Origin of the sequence: Kitasatospora sp. NPDC001547 (assembly GCF_042894165.1) — a bacterium.
Taxonomy (GTDB): domain Bacteria; phylum Actinomycetota; class Actinomycetes; order Streptomycetales; family Streptomycetaceae; genus Kitasatospora.
In genome coordinates this window covers 266,536-283,748 of the sequence record NZ_JBIAVL010000008.1, presented here as the reverse complement: position 1 = coordinate 283,748, position 17,213 = coordinate 266,536, and the positions used below count along the sequence as shown (strand labels likewise).

Genomic DNA, 17,213 nt, shown 5'->3' with positions numbered 1-17,213 from the left:
GTGCGGGCCCGGGAACGCGGTCGTGGTATGGATGCGGGAACGCGGTCGCGGTACGGACCCGGGAACGCGGTCGCGGTACGGACGGCGGCGCTCTACCCGTGGTACCGGGTGGAGGCGTGGTGCCAGTCGAAGGCGCCGCGGATGGTGGTCTGCAGCGCCTCCGTGCAGTAGCGCCGCAGCAGGTCGCGCTCGGCCGGGTCCAGGTGGCCCGTCGCCGTGGAGCCGAGCAGGGCCCGGTGGGCGCCGGTGAACAGCTCCAGGGCCTCGCCGCGGCGGCGCGCGGCCCCGGCGACGGCCTCGGGGCGGGAGAGCCCGTGTTCCCGTTCCAGGCAGAGCACCAGGTTGTTCTGCTCCCCCTGGGCCGCGTCCTTCGCCAGGGAGACGATGTCGTTGTCGCAGATGATGAAGGTCTTCGTCATCTCGCGCATGACCGACAGGTGCGGCAGCGCGTACAGGTGGTCCGGCAGGACGCACGAGGACAGCCGCTCGGCGAGGTCGACGACCGGCGCCACCCCGATGGTGTGCCGCCGGACCCTCAGGTAGGCACTCAGCGTCAGGGGCGTGCCGGACCGCCGGCTGCGCGCCTCGTGGACGTGGTGGTCCAGGTAGGACGACCAGTGGGCCGCCGATCGCTGGATCCAGTCCCCGGGCATGTCCTGGCAGCTGCGCCGCCGCATGTCGGCGAAGGCGGCGGCCAGCGGCAGCGGCGACGCCTCGCCGGTGACGCCCTCCTTGACCAGCCCGACGAGGTTGCGGACCCGCTCCGGCTCCCCGCCCCACTGTTCGTCGAGCGCGTCGTCGAACAGGAAGTACCAGCTCTGCTGGTCGACGCCGATGTCCAGTTCGCTCCCGGTCGCGTTCGGGTAGAACATGGCCGCGATCAGCGGGAACTGGCCCTTGAGGTGGTGGGCCCGCTCGGCTTCCGTGGCCAGGAAGCCGAAGGACTCGGGCCAGGCGAGGTGGCGGTCGTGGGCGGCCCGGAAGTCCGGGCTGATCCGGCGCGGGAAGGGCACGGTGTCGAGGGCCGGTGCCTCCGCGTCCTGGGAGAGGGGCTCTGCCGTCGATGTCATGGGGTGGCGCACCTCCGGGGAACGGGGCCGGTTCAGTCGGCCGGCCAGGGTGAGACGCGCATGGGCAGCGCGTTGGGCCGGATCAGCGCGTGGACCACCGGCCGGACCCGGTGCCCCGCGACCGGCCGCGGCCGCCACCGCGAGACGATCGAACGGAGGACGACCAGCATCTCGGTCATCGCGAAGTGGTCCCCGATGCACTTCCGGTTGCCCAGGGCGAACGGGACGTAGGCGCCCGGTGGCAGGTCCTTCTCGGTGCGGTCGAGCCACCGGTCCGGATCGAACCGCAGCGGGTCCGGGTAGTGGGCCGGGTCCCGGTGCATCGTCAGGGCGCTGTAGATCAGTTCGGCTCCGCGCGGCAGGTCGACGCCGCGGACCCGCACCGGTTCCAGGGCGCGCCGCATGAGCAGCCAGCTGGGCTGGTGCAGCCGGAGCACCTCCCGGAGGAAGCGTTCGGTGAACGGAAGCGTCGCCGCGGCGGGCAGGGCGCCGACGGGCAGCGCGTCGCACTCGGCCTTGATCCGTTCGGTGAGTTCCGGGCGCCGGCCGATCTCGTGGAGCGCCCAGGCGAGGGTGGTGGACGTGGTCTCGGCGCCGGCCATGAGCAGCGAGAGCAGCTCGTCGCGGGCCTCCACGTCGCTCATCCCCCGCGGGTTGCCCGGGGTGCCGGCGAACATGATCGACAGCAGGTCGCCGTGGCCCGCACCGCCCCGCCGCTCCGGCCCCTCCGACCCCGCCTGTTCGGCCTGCTCGGCCTGCTCGGCCTGCCGGGCCTGCCGGACGGCGGTGTCCGCGAGTTCGCGCAGCGCCGCGGCCGCGGCCAGGTACCTGCGGTGCCCCAACAGGGGCGAGGACGCGATCGGCGCGGGCAGCACGGTGCCCACGAAGACGCCGCGCATCACCGTGGTCAGCTGCTCGGCGACGCGTTCCCCCAGTTCGGCGACGGCCGCGGCACCGTCCGGGCGTTCGGTGCTGAACAGGGTCGCCACGAGCATGACGGTCATCATCCGGCGCAGCACCAGGTCCATCGGGACCACCTCGCCGGGGCGCCAGGCCGACACCTGCTCCTCGGCGATGTCGGTCATCGTGCCGACGCACCCGGCGATGGTGTCCCGGTGGAAGGCGGGTTGCAGCACGCGCCGTTGGCGGAGGTGGAAATCCCGCTCGGAGGTGATGATGCCGTTCCCGATGAAAGGCCGGGCGACGTCGAACAGCAGTCCTTTGCCGAACTTCCTGCTCTGTGTCAGGAGAACCTCGTGGACGGCCTCCGGAGAGTTCAGGACGTACACCGGGCGATTCCCGAGGAATATCCTGACGATGTCGCCCTGCGCGCGGATGGACTGCAGGAACCCCACCCGCTGGACGGCCAGTCGCGGCAGGTGGCCGAGCAGTGGAATGCGCCCCGGCGCCACGGGCGCCGTCCCGGGAGCGGTGGTGGAACGCATGAGCCCTGCACCTCCCTGAGGTTTCGGATCGAAAACCCGACCGACAATGGAACATTCGCTCGTTCGTGGTGCACGGTGATCATCGTTCGCCACCTCCGGAGAGGTCAAGGGAGCGGCTGAAAATGCACCGCCGGAGTGGTTTTGAGCCGAACGGCGAGAATTCCCCCCACCTCGCCGAGCGTTTCAGGCCACCCGATCCGGATTGGACCGGGACTCCGGCCGGCCCGGCGGATAGCCTCGGGCCCACCGCCCAGTCGATCACCGGAGAAGCGCCATGCACCCCCAACTCGCCGCCGATCTCGGCCGGTTGCCCGAGCTGCTGGAGGAGACCCGGCAGCGGGCGCTCGCCTTCCTGGCGGGCCTCGACGAGCGGCCGGTGGTCCATCGGCCCGCCGCCGACGCGGCCGAACCAGCTGCCCCCGTACCCCCCATGCCCGGGCCATCGGCCCTGGTGCCACCCGTCCCCGCACCGCTCCCCGAGGAGGGCGGCGGGATACCGGCCGCCCTGGCGGAGTTCACCGAGCGCTGGGAGCCGCGACTGTCGGCCAGCGCCGGGCCGCGCTACTTCGGGTTCGTGACCGGCGGGGCGACACCGGCGGCGCTCGCGGGCGACTGGCTGACCTCGGTCGTGGACCAGAACTCCAACTCCGCCCTGGACCCGGCCGGTCAGCAGCTGGAGCGGGAGACGGTCGGCTGGCTGCGGGAGCTGTTCGGGCTCTCGGCGGCGCACCACGGCACCTTCGTGAGCGGCGCCACGATGTCCAACACGGTGGGGCTGGCGGTCGCCCGCGAGTGGCTGGGCGAGCGACTCGGCGTGGACGTCGCCGAGGACGGGGTCGGCGCGCTGGGGCGGGTCCGGGTGCTGTCGGGCAGTGCGCACTCCAGCATCGCCAAGGCGCTGTCGGTGCTGGGCCTGGGCCGTACGGCGCTGCGGACGGTGCCCGTCCTGCCGGGCCGGGAGGCGGTGGACGTGGCCGCGCTGGAGCGGGCGCTGGCCGAGGCGGCCGGGCCGTGCGTGGTGGTGGCCAACGCCGGGACGGTCAACACCGTCGACTTCGACGACCTGCGCGCGATCGCCGCGCTGCGCGAGCGGTACGGGTTCTGGCTGCACGTGGACGCCGCGTTCGGCGCCTTCGCCGCGCTGTCGCCGGAGCACGAACGGCTGGTGGCGGGCCTGGACCTCGCCGACTCGGTCTGCGTCGACCTGCACAAGTGGCTCAACGTGCCGTACGACAGCGCCGTGCAGTTCACCCGCCGACCGGACCTCCAGGCCCGGGTCTTCCAGAACGCCGCCGCCTACCTCGGCCCGCTGAGCGAGCACCCCGACCTGGTCCACCTCACGCCGGAGAACTCCCACCGGCTGCGCGCCCTCGCGGCCTGGTTCACCCTGCGGGCGTACGGCCGCGCCGGGCACCGGGAGATCGTGGAGCGCTGCGTCTCCGGCGCCCGGACGCTCGGCGGGCACGTCGCCCGGATCGACGGCCTGGAGCTGCTCGCCCCGGTGCGGCTGAACGTGGTCTGCTTCTCGCTGACCGCGGACCCGACGCCGGAGCGGCTGGCCGCGCTCGCCGCCGAGCTGGCCGACGAGGCCTTCCTCACCCCCACCCGCTACGCGGGGCGGCCCGCCCTGCGCGCGGCGTTCAGCAACTGGCGCACCACCGGGGGGGACGTCCGGCGGACGGCGGAGGCGCTGGCCCGGGCCGTCCGGAAGCTGACGGCCTGAGCAGCGGGGCGGGGCCGCCGCCGGTCGACTCCGGCCGTGGTCCCCGCTCCCCCGGCCTCGGCCCCGGCCCCGGCCCTGGTCGTCGCCCTTCGGCCACCGCCCCGGCCGTCCGGGATCACGGGTGCGCGCCGTCCCCGTAGACGCCGCCCGCCCGGTCGGTCAGGCCCGCAATGAACTCCGCGTGGGCGAGGTTCATGAACGGCAGCGGTGGTTTCCCGACGCTCCCGCACCGGCGCGCCCGGCCGTGCCGTCATGCGGGGCCTCCCTCGCCCAACACGCGGGCCGGACCTTGCCCTCACACCGGTGTGAGGGCCGATGATGCTGCCATGACCGCCACTCCTTTCGACCCGTACGCGCTGCTCGAACAGAGCCGGCTCGGCATCCTCGCCACCATCAAGGCGGACGGCCGGCCGCAGCTCTCCCCCGTCATGCCGTTCTACGACCGCGCGGCGAACGCCATCCTGATCTCCACCCGGGACGGGCTGGCCAAGACCGCCAACCTGCGCCGGGACCCGCGGGCCAGCCTGGAGGTGACCGGGCCGGACGGCCGCTCCTGGGCCACCGCCGAGGGCGTGGCCGCCCTGACCGGGCCGGGCACCGACCCCGACGGGCCGGAGGTCGAGGCGCTGGTGGACTACTACCGCCGCGCCGCCGGCGAGCACCCGGACTGGGCGGAGTACCGCGAGGTGATGGTCTCCGACCGCCGGGTGCTCCTCACCATCCCGGTCGACCACGTGTACGGCACCCACATCTGATCGTCGGACCGAACCGGGCCGGCCGGGGCGCAACGGCCCGGCCGCCTTCACGCCCCGGCCCGTCGGCCCGGCCGCCGGTTCCGGGACCGGCGGCCGGGCCTCCGCCTCCGCCTCCGCTCCGGAGGCGAACTCCCGTCGGCAGCGGGGCGGTTCAGCCCAGCGTCGCCGTGACGACGGTGGCGTCCAGGTCCTCGTGCCAGCTCTCCACCGCCGCCAGCCCGGCCTCCCGGGTCACCGCGAGGGCCGTCGGCGCCTGCCGTTCGCTGGTCTCGAACAGCAGCGCCCCGCCGGGTGCCAGCCACTCCGGTGCCTCGGCGACCACCCGCCGCAGCACGTCCAGCCCGTCCGATCCGCCGTCCAGGGCGGGCCGGGCCTCGTGCAGCCGCGCCTCCGGCGGCAGCAGGCCGAGGTCGTCGGTCGGCACGTACGGGACGTTGGCGATCAGCACGTCCACCCGGCCGCGCAGCTCCGCGGGCACGGCGGTGAACAGGTCGCCCTCGAAGACCCCCGCCGCGGCGCCGGCCAGGTTGCGGCGGGCGCAGCGGACGGCGCCGGGATCGATGTCGGCCGCGTAGAGCTCGACCGGGTGCGCGGCCGCGGCGGCCACCGCCGCGCCCAGCGCGCCGCTGCCGCAGCACAGGTCGAGCACCACCGCGCCCGGGGCGGTCAGCGCGGTGGCGGTGGCGGCCAGGAACTCGCTGCGGCGGCGCGGGACGAAGACGCCCGGGTCGACGGCGATCCGCAGCCCGGCGAACTCGGCCCAGCCGACGACGTGTTCGAGCGGCCGGCCGTCGGCGCGGGAGCGGACCATCACGGCCAGGTCGGCGGGCGTGGCGGCGGCGGAGAGCAGGATCCGCGCCTCGTCCTCGGCGAAGACGCACCCGGCGGCGCGCAGCCGGGAGACCACCGAGGAACGGAGGGAAACGGAGGAGAAGACCGACAAGAGAACCCCTTGGGGAAAAGACGGGAAGCTGATGACTCCGTCAGGGCTCCCGCCAGGGCCGGCACCGCGTCGGCGCGCCGTCCGCGCTATGCGCGTGAGGCGCCCACGCGGCCGCGCTCCGGGAGCACCCGCTCGGACATTCCGGTAATGGGTCTCACCTCCCTGAGTCGCGGTCACAATCGGCTCCGGCAACCCTACCGCATCGCCGCCCGGGGATGGCCGGACGGATTTCGATGGGCCCCATGAGCCCGGCGAGCCCCCGGTGCGGCCGGTGGCGCACCGGGGCTCCGGCTCTCCCGCTCCGTCATCGAGCCCTCGACGGACCCACTGACAGTGCCACGTTGACAACGGACCGTAGCGCCCGAGCACGTGATCCCGCCGACCGTCCCGCACGGGCGGGCAGCTCACCGGCACCGCTCCGGTCTCACGCCGCCTGCGCGGCCGGGGGCCGGGTGCGGTACCCGGCGGCCGTGCCCGGGGGCACCAGGCAGGGCAGCAGCCACTCCCAAAGGGCGCCGACCCGGCGGGCGCGTTCCTCGGTGGGGCAGCCGTCGGCGAACACCACCTCCAGCCCGCAGGCGGCGGTCATCACCAGGGTCTCCGGGCCGAGGCCGTCCGAGCGGTCGCGCAGCTCGCCCGCGCGCCGGGCGCCGACCAGCAGGGCGCGCACCTCCCCGGCCCAGACGCCGTGGAAGCCCCGCAGCTCGGCCAGGGCCCGGTGCTCGGGATCGAGCGCGGCGGACCCAGCCACGGCGAGCCCGGCCGCGACCGCCCTGGCCGTACCCGGCGCCTGCCAGCCGGCGTCCTCGCGGCCGAGGCGGAAGGCCGCCCGGATCACCGGGTCCGTCCCGAGCGCGTCGACCAGCCAGTACCCGGCGTCGATCAGCCCCTGGAGCGGGGAGGAGGCGGCCCGCAGCTCCGCGCAGGCCGACCGCAGTGCGCCCTCGGCCTGGCCGGACACCGCCCCGGCCAGATCCTCCTTGGAGGCGAAGTGGAAGTACAGCGCCCCCTTCGTCACCCCGGCGGCCGCGGCGATCTCGCCGAGCGTGGCCCCGGCGTAGCCGCGACGGTCGAACAGCGCCGCCCCCGCCACCACCAGCCGCCCGCGTGTCCGTTCCGACCTCTCCTGAACCACCCGTCCCACCACCCCTCACGACGACAAGCAGGTTCCGACCGGTCCGCGACCGCCCCACGACGGGCGCCGCGGCCTCCGACCGCCGTCCGGGTCCGGTTCCGCCGACGCGGCGCCGACCCGGACGACCGGCCGGTTCAGCCCGCCCGGCTGAGCCTGGCCGCCGCCGATCCGGCGGCCAGCCCGGCGGGTTCGCGCTCCGCGCGCTCCGGCCCGGCGAGCAGGATGGAGCGCTGGAGCCGGCGCAGCGCGACCGAGGGCTCCATGCCCAACTCCCCCACCAGGGTGTTCCGCAGGCGCTGGTAGGCCTGCAGCGCCTCGCCCCGGCGGCCGGAGCGGTGCAGGGCCACCATGTACTGGCCGTGCAGGCTCTCGTGGGTGCGGTAGCGATCCACGAGCACGGTGAGTTCGGCGAGCAGCACCCGGTGCCGCCCCAGCCGCAGGTCGGCCTCGATCCGCTGGTCCAGCGCGCAGAGCCGGGTCTCCTCCAACCGCCTTGCCTCGACGGCCAGTTGGCCGCCGACCGGGACGTCCGCGAAGGCCGGCCCGCGCCACAGCGCGAGCGCCTCGCCGAGCAGCCGGGCGGCCTCCGGATAGTCCTCGCCGTCCATCGCCCGGTAGCCCGTTCCGGCCAGCCGCTCGAACTCCCGCAGGTCCGTCGGTCCGCCGCCGCTGTTGAGCGTGTAGCCGCCCGGCGAGGTCATCAGGACGTCCTTGGCGCCGGACACCCCCCGCGCCGCACCGGCCGCGACCAGCGCCCGGTCGATCAGCTCGCGCACCTGGAGCACGTACGTCTGCACGGTGGTGCGTGCGCTGCGCGGCGGACGGCCGGACCACAGCTCGTCGGCCAGCATCCCGGCCGACACCACCTGGTCCGCCCTCAGCGCCAGGAGTCCCAGCACCTGCCGCGGCTTCGGCGCCGACGGCACCACCGAGACCCCGCACACCCGGACGTCCAGCGCCCCGAGCACCCGAATCTCCACGATGACCACCCCAATCACACGGAACGCCGCAGTCCGTTCGCCGCGGCCGGCACCCGGGCCGACACCCTGGGTCAACTGGCACCCAGTCAAAAACAGGACGCGCGGTTTGTCAATACAAAACCGAACGTGCTGTTTGTTTCTGACGATGACACAGCTGGTCACCAGGACACGACTTCCACTACCCTCCGTGACCGGTTCCGCGCAAACCAAAGGCGGCGCCGGACCGCCGTGGTCCCGTCGCCGCCCGTCAGCCCTCACCCGCCCGGATTCCCCTGACGGGGAGGGCCGGTAACCCTCCGTCAGCCCACCCCGACCTCCGCCTGCGCCTCGGCGCGCGCGGGACCGCCCGCTCCACCGTCCACGCCGCCGCCCTCCGCGGTCGCCCGCGCCGCCGCGGCCTCGGCCACCACCTCCGCCCCCCGGGTCGGCCCCATCCGCAGCGAACCGAGCACGCCCGGCACCGCGATGCTCGGCATCAGGTGCTGGTAGAGCCCGGACACCCGCGACTCCAGGTCCGCCCGGCCGCAGAGCTTCTGGGACTGGATCTGCACCCCGGTCCACGCGGCGACGAGCAGCCACGCGGTGTCCTCCGGCACGACGTGCGGGAGCAGCTCGCCGCGCTCGCCGGCCGCGACCAGCAGCGCCTCGAACCGGTTGATCCAGCCGGGGATCGCGCCGCCGCCGAGATCGTCGAAGAAGTCCTGGCCGAGCGAGAGCCGGGCGCCCGCGCTGAGCAGCGGGTCACGCGGCATCAGGTACGCCACCACCATCCCGGTGTCCACGAACTCCTGGAGCTTGCAGCTCCGTTCGGGAACTCCGTCCTGGACGAACTGCTCCTCCACCACGCCCTGCGCCAGATCGCGCTTCGAGGCGAAATGGAAATACACCGCACCCCGCGTCACACCGGCCCGGGAGACCACCTCGCCGATGGTCGCGCCCTCGTACCCGAACTCGTCGAAGACCGAGGCTGCCGCCTCCAGGATCAGTCGACGTGTCCGGAGCGCCCGCTCCTGCCGTACCACCGAAAACCACCCGCCCTGAGCTCCCGGAAAACAAAACCAAACACCCCGTATCTTAGCTGCGCCCCACCCGCGACCGACAAGACGATGTCGAGGAATCCCGCCGACCACTCCGCGATCCCACAACCCGTCAGGGCCCATCGCCCCCTTGGCGAGCAATCGCCTCGACCGTCCCGGCGGTTCCGTCTCCGACCGGTCCGCCTTCACCGCCGGAAAACCGAACGAACGGTTTCCTCCAGGCGTTCGTCACCCTACACATCCGACCTCCCGGGCGGGCCGGGCGTTGCACCGGATCGGGCGGGATTCCCCGATGGAAGCGGGTGCGGACGGGCCTCCGGCTGGGCGGGGGGTGCTGACGACGGGCAACCGGCCCGGTTCCGGCCCCGGCTCCCCCTGCGGCGGGGCACGGCGCAGCGGGCGGCCCGACGCCGGACCACCCGCCGATGTTCTGACACCCGGCCTCTGACGCCCGGCACTCGGGAGGGCCGGCGCGTGAGAAGTCGGCCGGGCCGACTTCTCACGCAGCGGCCGCCGTCCTCGCCGGGTCGCACCGCGCGGGGCACGTGGCGCGGCCCGGACCGAGGACGCCCGGTCAGGCCGAGATGCCGCAGTACTGCTGCTGCTTGCCGATCGCGCGGTAGACGCAGTCGGCCGTCTCCACCAGCTTCAGGACCGCCTCGCGGTTGCGGCTGGTCTCGCGGCCGATCACCTCGTCGGGCGGGTAGAAGCCGCCGCTGCCGCTCGGGCCGGGGTACATCTCGAAGGTGTAGGCGAAGATCCGCTGGGCGCCCCACAGCCAGTCGTCGATCGCCCCGTCGGTGATGTAGAGGTCGCTCGACTGCTCGGGCGTGTAGCCGTTGGTGGCGGCCATGCCGCGGCCGAGGGCGGCGAAGGTGTTGTACTCGTCGGCGCTCATGCCGGTGGCGGTGTCGGCGGTGGTCCAGCCGAACGGCCAGAGCACCAGTTCGCTGTAGGTGTGGAAGTCGATGGCGGCGGTGATCTGCTGCTTGCCGCCGACGATCCGGCTGCGGACGAAGTCCGCGACCACCTTGGTCTCCTTGGCGGACTCCGGCGCGCTGCCCCGGTAGGTCTCGCTGGAGGTGGAGCCGGAGGAGCCGCCGCAGCAGCCCCACTTGTAGTTCCAGTTGCGGTTGAGGTCGGTGCCGACGCTGTTGCTGCCGGTGTTCGGCTGGCGGTCCTTGCGCCAGCTGCGGTAGCGGCCGGTCGCGATGTCGTACTCGCCGCCGTCCGGGTTGAGGTCGGGGACCACCCAGATCTCGCGGCTGTCGACGGCGTTGGCGATCCGGCTGTCGGTGGCGTACTTGTCACCGAACTCGTGCAGCAGGTAGAGCGACATCTCGACGGTGAGGTGCTCGCGGGCGTGCTGGTGGGCGGTGAACAGCACCTCGGGCTCGTCCTCGTCGGCGCCGACGTTGTCGCTGATCTTCACCGCGGTGATCGGCCGCCCCTCGTACGAGGTGCCGATGACGCGCTTGCTCATGATGTCCGGGTGCGCGGCGACCACCGCGTCGATGTCGGCGGTGGCCTCGGCGAAGTTGTGGTACCCGGAGTCGGCCTGCGGGAAGTCGTACAGCGACCCGACCAGGCCCTCGTCGCCGGCCTCGGCGCCGTAGCGGGGGCCGGGCAGGGCGACCGGCGACCAGCCCAGCACGCGCAGTCGCGCGGCCTCGGCGGGGGTCGCGGTGACCACCACCGCGTCGGGCAGCACGGCGTCGACGGACGCGCCGGTGGCGGCGACGGCGGTGCGCTCGGCGACGGTGCGGGGGCCGTCGAGCCGGTACTGCCGTGCGGAGTCGGAAGCGGTGCCGATGGTGGTGTCGGCGGTGGCGGACGAGGGTGCCGGCGGTCGGTCGGCGGAGGCGGCCTGGGCGGTGAGCGGGGTGGCGAGGGCGAGAGCCAGCAGCACGGCGGTGGCTGCGGCGGGCTTCCCTCGGCGGGGCAGTCGCATGACTGTCCTCCTGTGGTGGTCCGTGGGGGCGGAACGGTGGAGGAGTTGCGGCGCGCGCCAGCTTGATGGTCCGTCAGTGCCATGTGTTCGTCAATACATCGGGGAAGGCGGAGCGCGGCAGCAGGACGGCGCGCACGGCTCAGGAGTCCGGCCCCGTCCCGCAGGTCGCCAGGCTGCACCAGCGCCGCCGGCCGCTCGCGTCCAGAAAGAGCCAGCCGCAGCCGCTGCTGGGGCAGCGCCGGATGGTGAACCGGCGCGGGTCGGCGAGCAGTTCACCGGCCGCGCGGGCGGCGGCGTACAGCGGCAGCCGCAGGCCGGCCGTCGGTGGCAGCCGCCAGTGCGCCAGGCCGTCCCCGCTGCGGGTGAAGACCGCGGACCGGCCGGCCTCCTGCACCACCGCCGCCACCGCGCCGAAGGCGGCGCCGTCCTGCGGGTCGGTCAGGCAGCCGTAGAGGGCCGAGCGGAACGCACGGGCGTCGGCGAGCACCGCGGCGGCCTCCTCGGGCCGTTCGGCCGCCCGGCGGAGCAGCGCCTGGACGACCGGTTCGTCGGCGAGGTCGTGGTGGCCGGCCCAGACCGCGAGCGCCGGGTAGCCGCGCAGCCAGTCCGACCCGGCGGCCGGCGCGGCGCCCCAGCCGGCGTAGGTGTTGCAGAACTCCAGCGCCGGGTGGCCGCCCGCGCTCCACGGCAGCCACTGGTCGCCGACCCGCACCGCGTACAGCGGCGCCGGAGGGCGGTCCAGCCCGGGGTCGGCCCGCAGGATCCGGTCGTGCAGGGCGGCGAGTTCGGCGCCGGGCTCGACGCCGAGGCCGTCGACCAGCACGCGCCGGGTCCGGCGGTAGAGGGCGAGCGCCTCGACCTGCCGGCCGGCCCGGTAGAGGGCGGTCATCAGGGCGAGGACGAGGCGCTCGCGGGAGAGGAGGTCGTCGGCGGGAGAGCCGGTCGGCAGGGAGCCGTCGACGGGAGAGCCGGTCAGCGTGGAGCCGTCGACGGCGGGTGCCCCGGCCCAGGGCGCGGTCAGATCGGCGAGCACCTGCTCGTGCCGGCCCATGGCCAGCAGGATCTCGGCCCGCTGCTCCAGGGCGGACAGCCGCAGCTCGGCCAGTCGACGGCCCAGCCGTCCGCGCAGTTCGTCGTCCACGACGTCCGCGAGCAGCGGCCCGCGCCAGAGCGCGAGCGCCCGGTCGTGGCAGCGCAGCCGTTCGCCGGGGTCTCCGGTGGCGGCCGCCCGGGCGGTCAGTTCGAGGAACTCCCGTACGTCCACGGCGTGTTGGCCGGGCACCAGGGCGTACCCACGGTGCCGGGTCTCGATCACCACCGCGTACGGGCGCAGTCGGGCCCGCAGCCGTCCGACGTAGGTGTGGACGGTGCCGCGGGCCGAGCCGGGCGGGTTGCCGTTCCACAGCAGGTCGATCAGCCGGTCGGTGGTGACGACCCGGCCGTCCTCCAGCAGCAGGACGGCCAGCAGGCACCGCTCCTGGCGGCGGCTGCCGCCGAGGACGGACTCACCCTCGTGGTCGGCCTCGAACGACCCGAGCAGTCGGAACTCCATGGCGGGCCACCCTAGCCAGGGCCCGGGCCTGTCCTCGAACGCGCGTCCGCGGGGCCGCGCCGGGTTCCCGGGCGGCGAGGGCCGGGGCGCGTGGTGAGAATCCGGTCAGGGGTGCCTGCCACGCTGGGCCTCCGCACGCCGCCCGACACCTCACCAGAAGGACCGATCATGCGACGAATCCTGTTCTCCGCCGCGTCCACCGCGCTGGCCGCCGTCCTCGTGCTCGCCCTGACCGGCCTGGCGGCCGCCCCGGCGGGCGCCGCGTCCGGAGCGACCGGGGCGTCCGGAGCATCTGGGGCGTCCGGAGCGGCCGGGGCGTCCGGAGCCGGCAACGGGCAGGACGGCTGGGAGCCGTCGCCCACGCCGACGTACGACCTCCCGGCCGGCTCCCGCTGCGACTTCCCCGTGCACATGGCGGCCGTGGTGGACGAGGTGGAGCGGCGGGTCCTGGAGTACGCCCCCGACGGCACCACCGTGCGACGCGCCGCCTTCCGCGGCGCCCTCGTCCTGCGGATCACCAACACCACCACCGGCGCCTGGTACGACGCGGACGCCGGCGGCCGGTCCGTCGTCGACTACCGGCCGGACGGCTCCCAGACCTGGTACGCCCACGGCCCGGTCCTGCTCGGCGTCGGCCCGGGCGCCGGCAACCTGCCGCGCGACCTCTACACCGTCGACGGCGTCTACACCATCGACATCGGTGCCACCGGCTACCGGACGCTGACCATCAAGCACGGCTCCGCCGAACCGCTCTGCGCGAAGATCGCCTGACCACGCCGCGCGTACGGCGGGGACGCACCCCCCGGGCCGTGGGCGCCCCGGCCGCGCCGGGTCGGCCGACTACCCCGTCCGGCGCAGCGCGCCGCGCGGCGCCGGCGGGGGGCTGCGATCTTCGGAGGGCACCCGGCCTCGCCCGACCGCCGGGTCCCGTCGTCCCGAGACCGTGGAGGCCCGGATGTGGCAGACGCCCCCCGCCCCAGTCAGTGGTGAGTGGCTCCCGGTACTGGACATGCCGGCGCCCGGCCCGCAGAACCGCTGGACGGTGCTGCTGCGCGCGCTGCTGCTGATCCCCCAGTTCGTGGTGGTGTGGGTGCTGTCGGTGGTGGCGTTCCTCGTCACCGTCATCGGCTGGTTCGGCGCGCTGGTGCTCGGCCGGCTGCCCGGCTTCGCGGCGGACTACCTCACCGCGTTCGTCCCGTACGAGACCCGCGTCACCGCGTACCTGATGCTCACCGTGGACCGCTACCCGCCGTTCCGCTTCGAGGTGCCCGACCACCCGGTGCGGGTGGGGCTGCGGCCGGGCGAACTGAACCGGCTGGCCGTGCTGTTCCGCGTCTTCCTGGTCATCCCGGCCTCGATCGTGCAGGGCCTGGCGTACGCGGGGTGGTGGCTCGTGTCGTTCGTCCTCTGGCTGGTGGTGCTGGTCCTGGGCCGGATGCCGCGGCCACTGTACGAGGCGACGACCGCGATCCTGCGCTACCGGCTGCGCTACACCGCCTACCTGCTGATGCTCTCGTCCGCCTACCCCAAGCGGCTGTTCGGCGACGAGCCGGGGAGCGAGCCGGGCGGCCCGGTGTCGGCCACCCGCCCGCTGGTCCTGAGCGGCGCCGGGCGCGGTCTGCTCGTGCTCTTCCTGATCCTCGGCCTGGTCTCCTGGGCGACGGGCTCGATCACCGCCTCGGTGAACTCGGACGACGGCGACTACGACTACGACGACACCACCGGCCCGGCCCGGAACGTCGTCGCGCCCCTGGTGCCGGGCCCCGCAGGCCAGGAGACCCGGGGCCCGCTCGGCGGTTCGTGAGGCCCGTCCGGCCGTCGGGGTCGTCCGTACCGGCACCCTCGCCGCCGGCCCGACGCCGTCAGCTGGGAGGATGCCGGTATGACCTCCCCGCTCCGCGTCCGCCACGTCCTCGGCGACCGCCCGTTCGCCGAGGCCGGCCGGCCCGTCCTCGCCGTGCCGGACGAGGGGCGCGGTCTACTCGCCATCGCCGGCGAACGCGGGTTCGCCGGGACGGCGACGGTGGGCGTGTACGGCACGGGGGACCTCGGCTGCCGGGCCGTGCTCCGGACGCGTTTCCCGGTGCGCGCGCTGGCCTTCCACCCCGGTGCGCCCCTGGTGGCCGTCGGCACCGGCAGGTACGACGGCGGCTACCTCTTCGAGGGCGAGCTGCTCCTGCTCGACTGGGAGACGGGGGCGACCACCTCGCTCATCGAGGACCACTTCGGCCGCGAGGTCCTCGGGCTGAGCTGGCTCGACGACCGGACCCTGCGCGTGCTGATGGCCCCGCCCGACGACCGCAAGGACCGGAAGGCGCACGTCGAGGGCCACGTCGCCGTGGTGCGGCGGCCCGACTGGCGCGCCGTCGCACCCCGTTCGCTCACCGCCGCCGACCTGGCCGGCCCCCGGGTCCCGGCCCCGCGCCCCGACGGAAGCGACGACGCCCACCGGGCGCTGTCCGCCCTGAGCCCGGACTGGGAGCCCCGGCGGCACGTCCTCGCCGTCGAGGAACTGCCGGACGGCGCGGTCCTGGCCACCCTCGCCCAGGACGAGGACGACCCCGAGCGGCCCGGGTGCACCGCCCTCCCCGACGGCCTGCTGATCGGGCACCGGCCCGTGGACGACGTCGACCCGCAGGACCGTCTGCGGATCCGGCACGCCGGCCGGGACTACGTCACCGAGGCCCCACCGGCCCGCCGGGGCTCGGAGCCGCGCCGGCTCTCGGTGCGCCCACCCGGGGGCCTGGGCGTCCGGCCCCTGTTCCCGCTCTCCTGGGAGCCCGGGGAGACCCACCTTCCCGGGCCCGGTGCGGAGGCCGACGACGGCGACCTGGTGCACGCCGGCACCGTCCACCACGGCCACGGGCTGCGGCCCGGTGGCTCCTTCGTCGTCCGCCGCTCGGGCACCGACGGGACACCCCGCTGGATCTTCCGGACCGACCACGTCGCCACCGATCTCGACACCGACCCGGACACCGCGTACCTCGGCTACCGCAACGGCGACGTCCTGGCCCTCGACCTGCGCACCGGCGCCCCGCGCTGGCGCCACCGGCTGACCGTCGCCGGTGTCCCCGTCATCCCGACGGCCCTGACCGCCACCGGCCCCGGCCGCCTGCTCGTCGGTACGGCCGACGGCCGGGTGCTGGACTGCGCGACCGCGTAGGCCCCGCCGGGGACGGTCGGTGGGGGGTCACTGGGGGCGTCGGTACGGGCGCTGGGGTGTTACGCGAGGGCGGTGTCGGGGATCCAGGAGCCGTGGATCGTGGCGGGCACCCGGCGCGGGAGGTGGACGGTGGCGACCGGCGGGAGGGTGAGGTCGGAGGCGTCGAGGACGAGCAGCTTCGAGGCGTTCAGGTTCAGGTCGCCGACGACGGTGAGCAGCCAGCCGGCGTCCTCGTCGGTGTCCGGGCGGTCGTCGGCGGGGACGAACACTGCCTCGCTGGGCAGCTGCCCGGTGCCGACCGGGCGCAGCCGGCGCTCGCCGGTGCGGCGGTCGTACTTGACCAGGGCGTGGTTGCCGACACCCTGGTCGTCGGGGAAGGACAGCGCGTACTGGTAGCGGTGCTCGCGGCCGAGGAACGCCTCGTTGATGGTCGGGAACTCCACGGTGAGGTCGTCGGTCTGCTCCTCGCGGACCCGCCCGGCCGCCTGGTCCACGATCCAACGGCGGCTGCGCGAGCCGGAGTTGGGCTCGGCGCCGCGGTCGGGGGCGCCGACCCACCAGATCCACGAGCGTTGCCAGCCGTCCCGGCCGACCGACGGGCCCTCGACGACGATCCGCCCGGCGGCGTCCTCGTAGGCGTTGGCGAGGTGCATCGCGAAGCCGGCCTCGACCGGGAACCAGCGGACCTCGGCGGCCCGGCCCGCGCCGCGCGGCATGACGCCGAGCCGGGCCGGCCGGCCGTCGTCCCAGCCGTACGGGATGCCCGAGTGGTCGGCCGGGTCGAAGGTGACCGATCCCTCCAGGAAGACCACGTGGTACTCGGTGATCGCGAAGTCGTGCTTGAGCGCGGCGCTCGCGCCGGGCACCTCCTGGCTGTGAGCACGGTGCCGTCGGGCGAGGAGACGTGGTGGACCAGGTACGGCGGGAACGGCGAGGAGGCGAAGAAGTGCAGTTCGCCGGTGGCCGGGTCCTCCTTGGGCTGGGCGGTCATCGCCGAGGTGAGCCGGCCGTTCCAGTCGTGGGCGCCGACGGTCTCCAACTCGGCGGTGAGCTCGAAGGGGAGGGCGGACTCGCAGAGGGCGAGCAGGCGGCCGCCGTGCTCGATGACGTGGGTGCCGGCGGTGGAGGCGGTCAGGTCGGGACCGTGCTCGGTGAGGTACGGGGCGCCGTCGAGGGCGGGCGTCCTCACCCAGCGGTTGCGGTACCACTCGGCGCGGCCGTCGCGGAGCCGGATGCCGTGCACCATGCCGCTGCCCTTGATCCAGTGGGTGGGGGTGATGCCGGGCTTGGGGTTGTGGCTGTTGCGGATCAGCCGACCGGTCAGCTCGGGCGGAAGGTGGCCCTCGACGGTCAGTTCGGTGGCGGTGAGCTCGTCGGCGACGGGGGCGTAGTGGCCGGTCAGGTAGGGCTTGGGGGTGGCGTCGGCGCTCATGGGAGGGGTCCTTCCGGGAACGGTTCG

At 74.6% G+C, this 17,213-nt stretch carries 13 protein-coding genes and 1 pseudogene; 5 read left to right on the top strand and 9 right to left on the bottom strand.

From position 1 onward, the window contains the following. Positions 1 to 92: 92 nt before the first annotated feature. Complete coding sequence (locus tag ACFY0X_RS18130; protein ID WP_387755641.1) at positions 93 to 1,070, bottom strand: pentalenene synthase; 978 nt, start codon at positions 1,068 to 1,070, stop codon at positions 93 to 95. 32 nt (positions 1,071 to 1,102) lie between these two features. Continuing rightward, positions 1,103 to 2,515 (bottom strand): cytochrome P450, encoded by a 1,413-nt coding sequence (locus ACFY0X_RS18125; protein ID WP_387755638.1) that lies wholly within the window; start codon positions 2,513 to 2,515, stop codon positions 1,103 to 1,105. Between the two features lie 274 nt (positions 2,516 to 2,789). Here ACFY0X_RS18125 and ACFY0X_RS18120 point away from each other — a divergent pair, with 274 nt between their 5' ends. Both ACFY0X_RS18120 and ACFY0X_RS18115 read left to right on the top strand, forming a co-directional pair. Beyond that, positions 2,790 to 4,238, top strand: coding sequence for a pyridoxal phosphate-dependent decarboxylase family protein (locus ACFY0X_RS18120; protein ID WP_387755635.1), 1,449 nt, complete (start codon positions 2,790 to 2,792; stop codon positions 4,236 to 4,238). Positions 4,239 to 4,564: 326 nt separating this feature from the next. Then, positions 4,565 to 4,993 (top strand): PPOX class F420-dependent oxidoreductase, encoded by a 429-nt coding sequence (locus tag ACFY0X_RS18115; RefSeq protein WP_387755632.1) that lies wholly within the window; start codon positions 4,565 to 4,567, stop codon positions 4,991 to 4,993. A 151-nt stretch (positions 4,994 to 5,144) separates the two neighbouring features. Here ACFY0X_RS18115 and ACFY0X_RS18110 read toward each other — a convergent pair whose 3' ends face one another. The 6 genes from ACFY0X_RS18110 to ACFY0X_RS18085 form a co-directional block, all read right to left on the bottom strand. Then, the gene (locus ACFY0X_RS18110) at positions 5,145 to 5,936 is read right to left on the bottom strand and encodes a putative protein N(5)-glutamine methyltransferase (RefSeq protein WP_387755629.1); all 792 of its coding nucleotides are present in this window, start codon (positions 5,934 to 5,936) and stop codon (positions 5,145 to 5,147) included. A 424-nt stretch (positions 5,937 to 6,360) separates the two neighbouring features. Continuing rightward, complete coding sequence (locus ACFY0X_RS18105) at positions 6,361 to 7,071, bottom strand: TetR family transcriptional regulator (protein ID WP_387755626.1); 711 nt, start codon at positions 7,069 to 7,071, stop codon at positions 6,361 to 6,363. 134 nt (positions 7,072 to 7,205) lie between these two features. Further along, on the bottom strand, positions 7,206 to 8,051 hold the full coding sequence (locus tag ACFY0X_RS18100; protein ID WP_387755623.1) for a BTAD domain-containing putative transcriptional regulator: 846 nt from the start codon (positions 8,049 to 8,051) through the stop codon (positions 7,206 to 7,208). Positions 8,052 to 8,350: 299 nt separating this feature from the next. After that, the gene (locus ACFY0X_RS18095) at positions 8,351 to 9,073 is read right to left on the bottom strand and encodes a ScbR family autoregulator-binding transcription factor (protein WP_387755621.1); all 723 of its coding nucleotides are present in this window, start codon (positions 9,071 to 9,073) and stop codon (positions 8,351 to 8,353) included. Positions 9,074 to 9,662: 589 nt separating this feature from the next. Next, positions 9,663 to 11,039 (bottom strand): M14 family metallopeptidase, encoded by a 1,377-nt coding sequence (locus ACFY0X_RS18090; RefSeq protein ID WP_387755619.1) that lies wholly within the window; start codon positions 11,037 to 11,039, stop codon positions 9,663 to 9,665. A gap of 139 nt (positions 11,040 to 11,178) precedes the next feature. Next, positions 11,179 to 12,591, bottom strand: a complete 1,413-nt coding sequence (locus ACFY0X_RS18085) for a BTAD domain-containing putative transcriptional regulator (RefSeq protein ID WP_387755617.1) — start codon at positions 12,589 to 12,591, stop codon at positions 11,179 to 11,181. 168 nt (positions 12,592 to 12,759) lie between these two features. Here ACFY0X_RS18085 and ACFY0X_RS18080 point away from each other — a divergent pair, with 168 nt between their 5' ends. The 3 genes from ACFY0X_RS18080 (at position 12,760) to ACFY0X_RS18070 (ending at position 15,754) form a co-directional block, all read left to right on the top strand. Further along, positions 12,760 to 13,362 (top strand): hypothetical protein, encoded by a 603-nt coding sequence (locus tag ACFY0X_RS18080; RefSeq protein ID WP_387755614.1) that lies wholly within the window; start codon positions 12,760 to 12,762, stop codon positions 13,360 to 13,362. Positions 13,363 to 13,546: 184 nt separating this feature from the next. Further along, a complete protein-coding gene (locus ACFY0X_RS18075; protein WP_387755611.1) occupies positions 13,547 to 14,395 on the top strand; it encodes a DUF4389 domain-containing protein in 849 nt (282 codons plus the stop codon). A 78-nt stretch (positions 14,396 to 14,473) separates the two neighbouring features. Next, positions 14,474 to 15,754, top strand: a complete 1,281-nt coding sequence (locus ACFY0X_RS18070) for a hypothetical protein (protein ID WP_387755609.1) — start codon at positions 14,474 to 14,476, stop codon at positions 15,752 to 15,754. 59 nt (positions 15,755 to 15,813) lie between these two features. Here the strand turns inward: ACFY0X_RS18070 and ACFY0X_RS18065 are convergent. Beyond that, positions 15,814 to 17,186, bottom strand: a pseudogene (locus ACFY0X_RS18065) (carotenoid oxygenase family protein). Positions 17,187 to 17,213 lie beyond the last annotated feature (27 nt).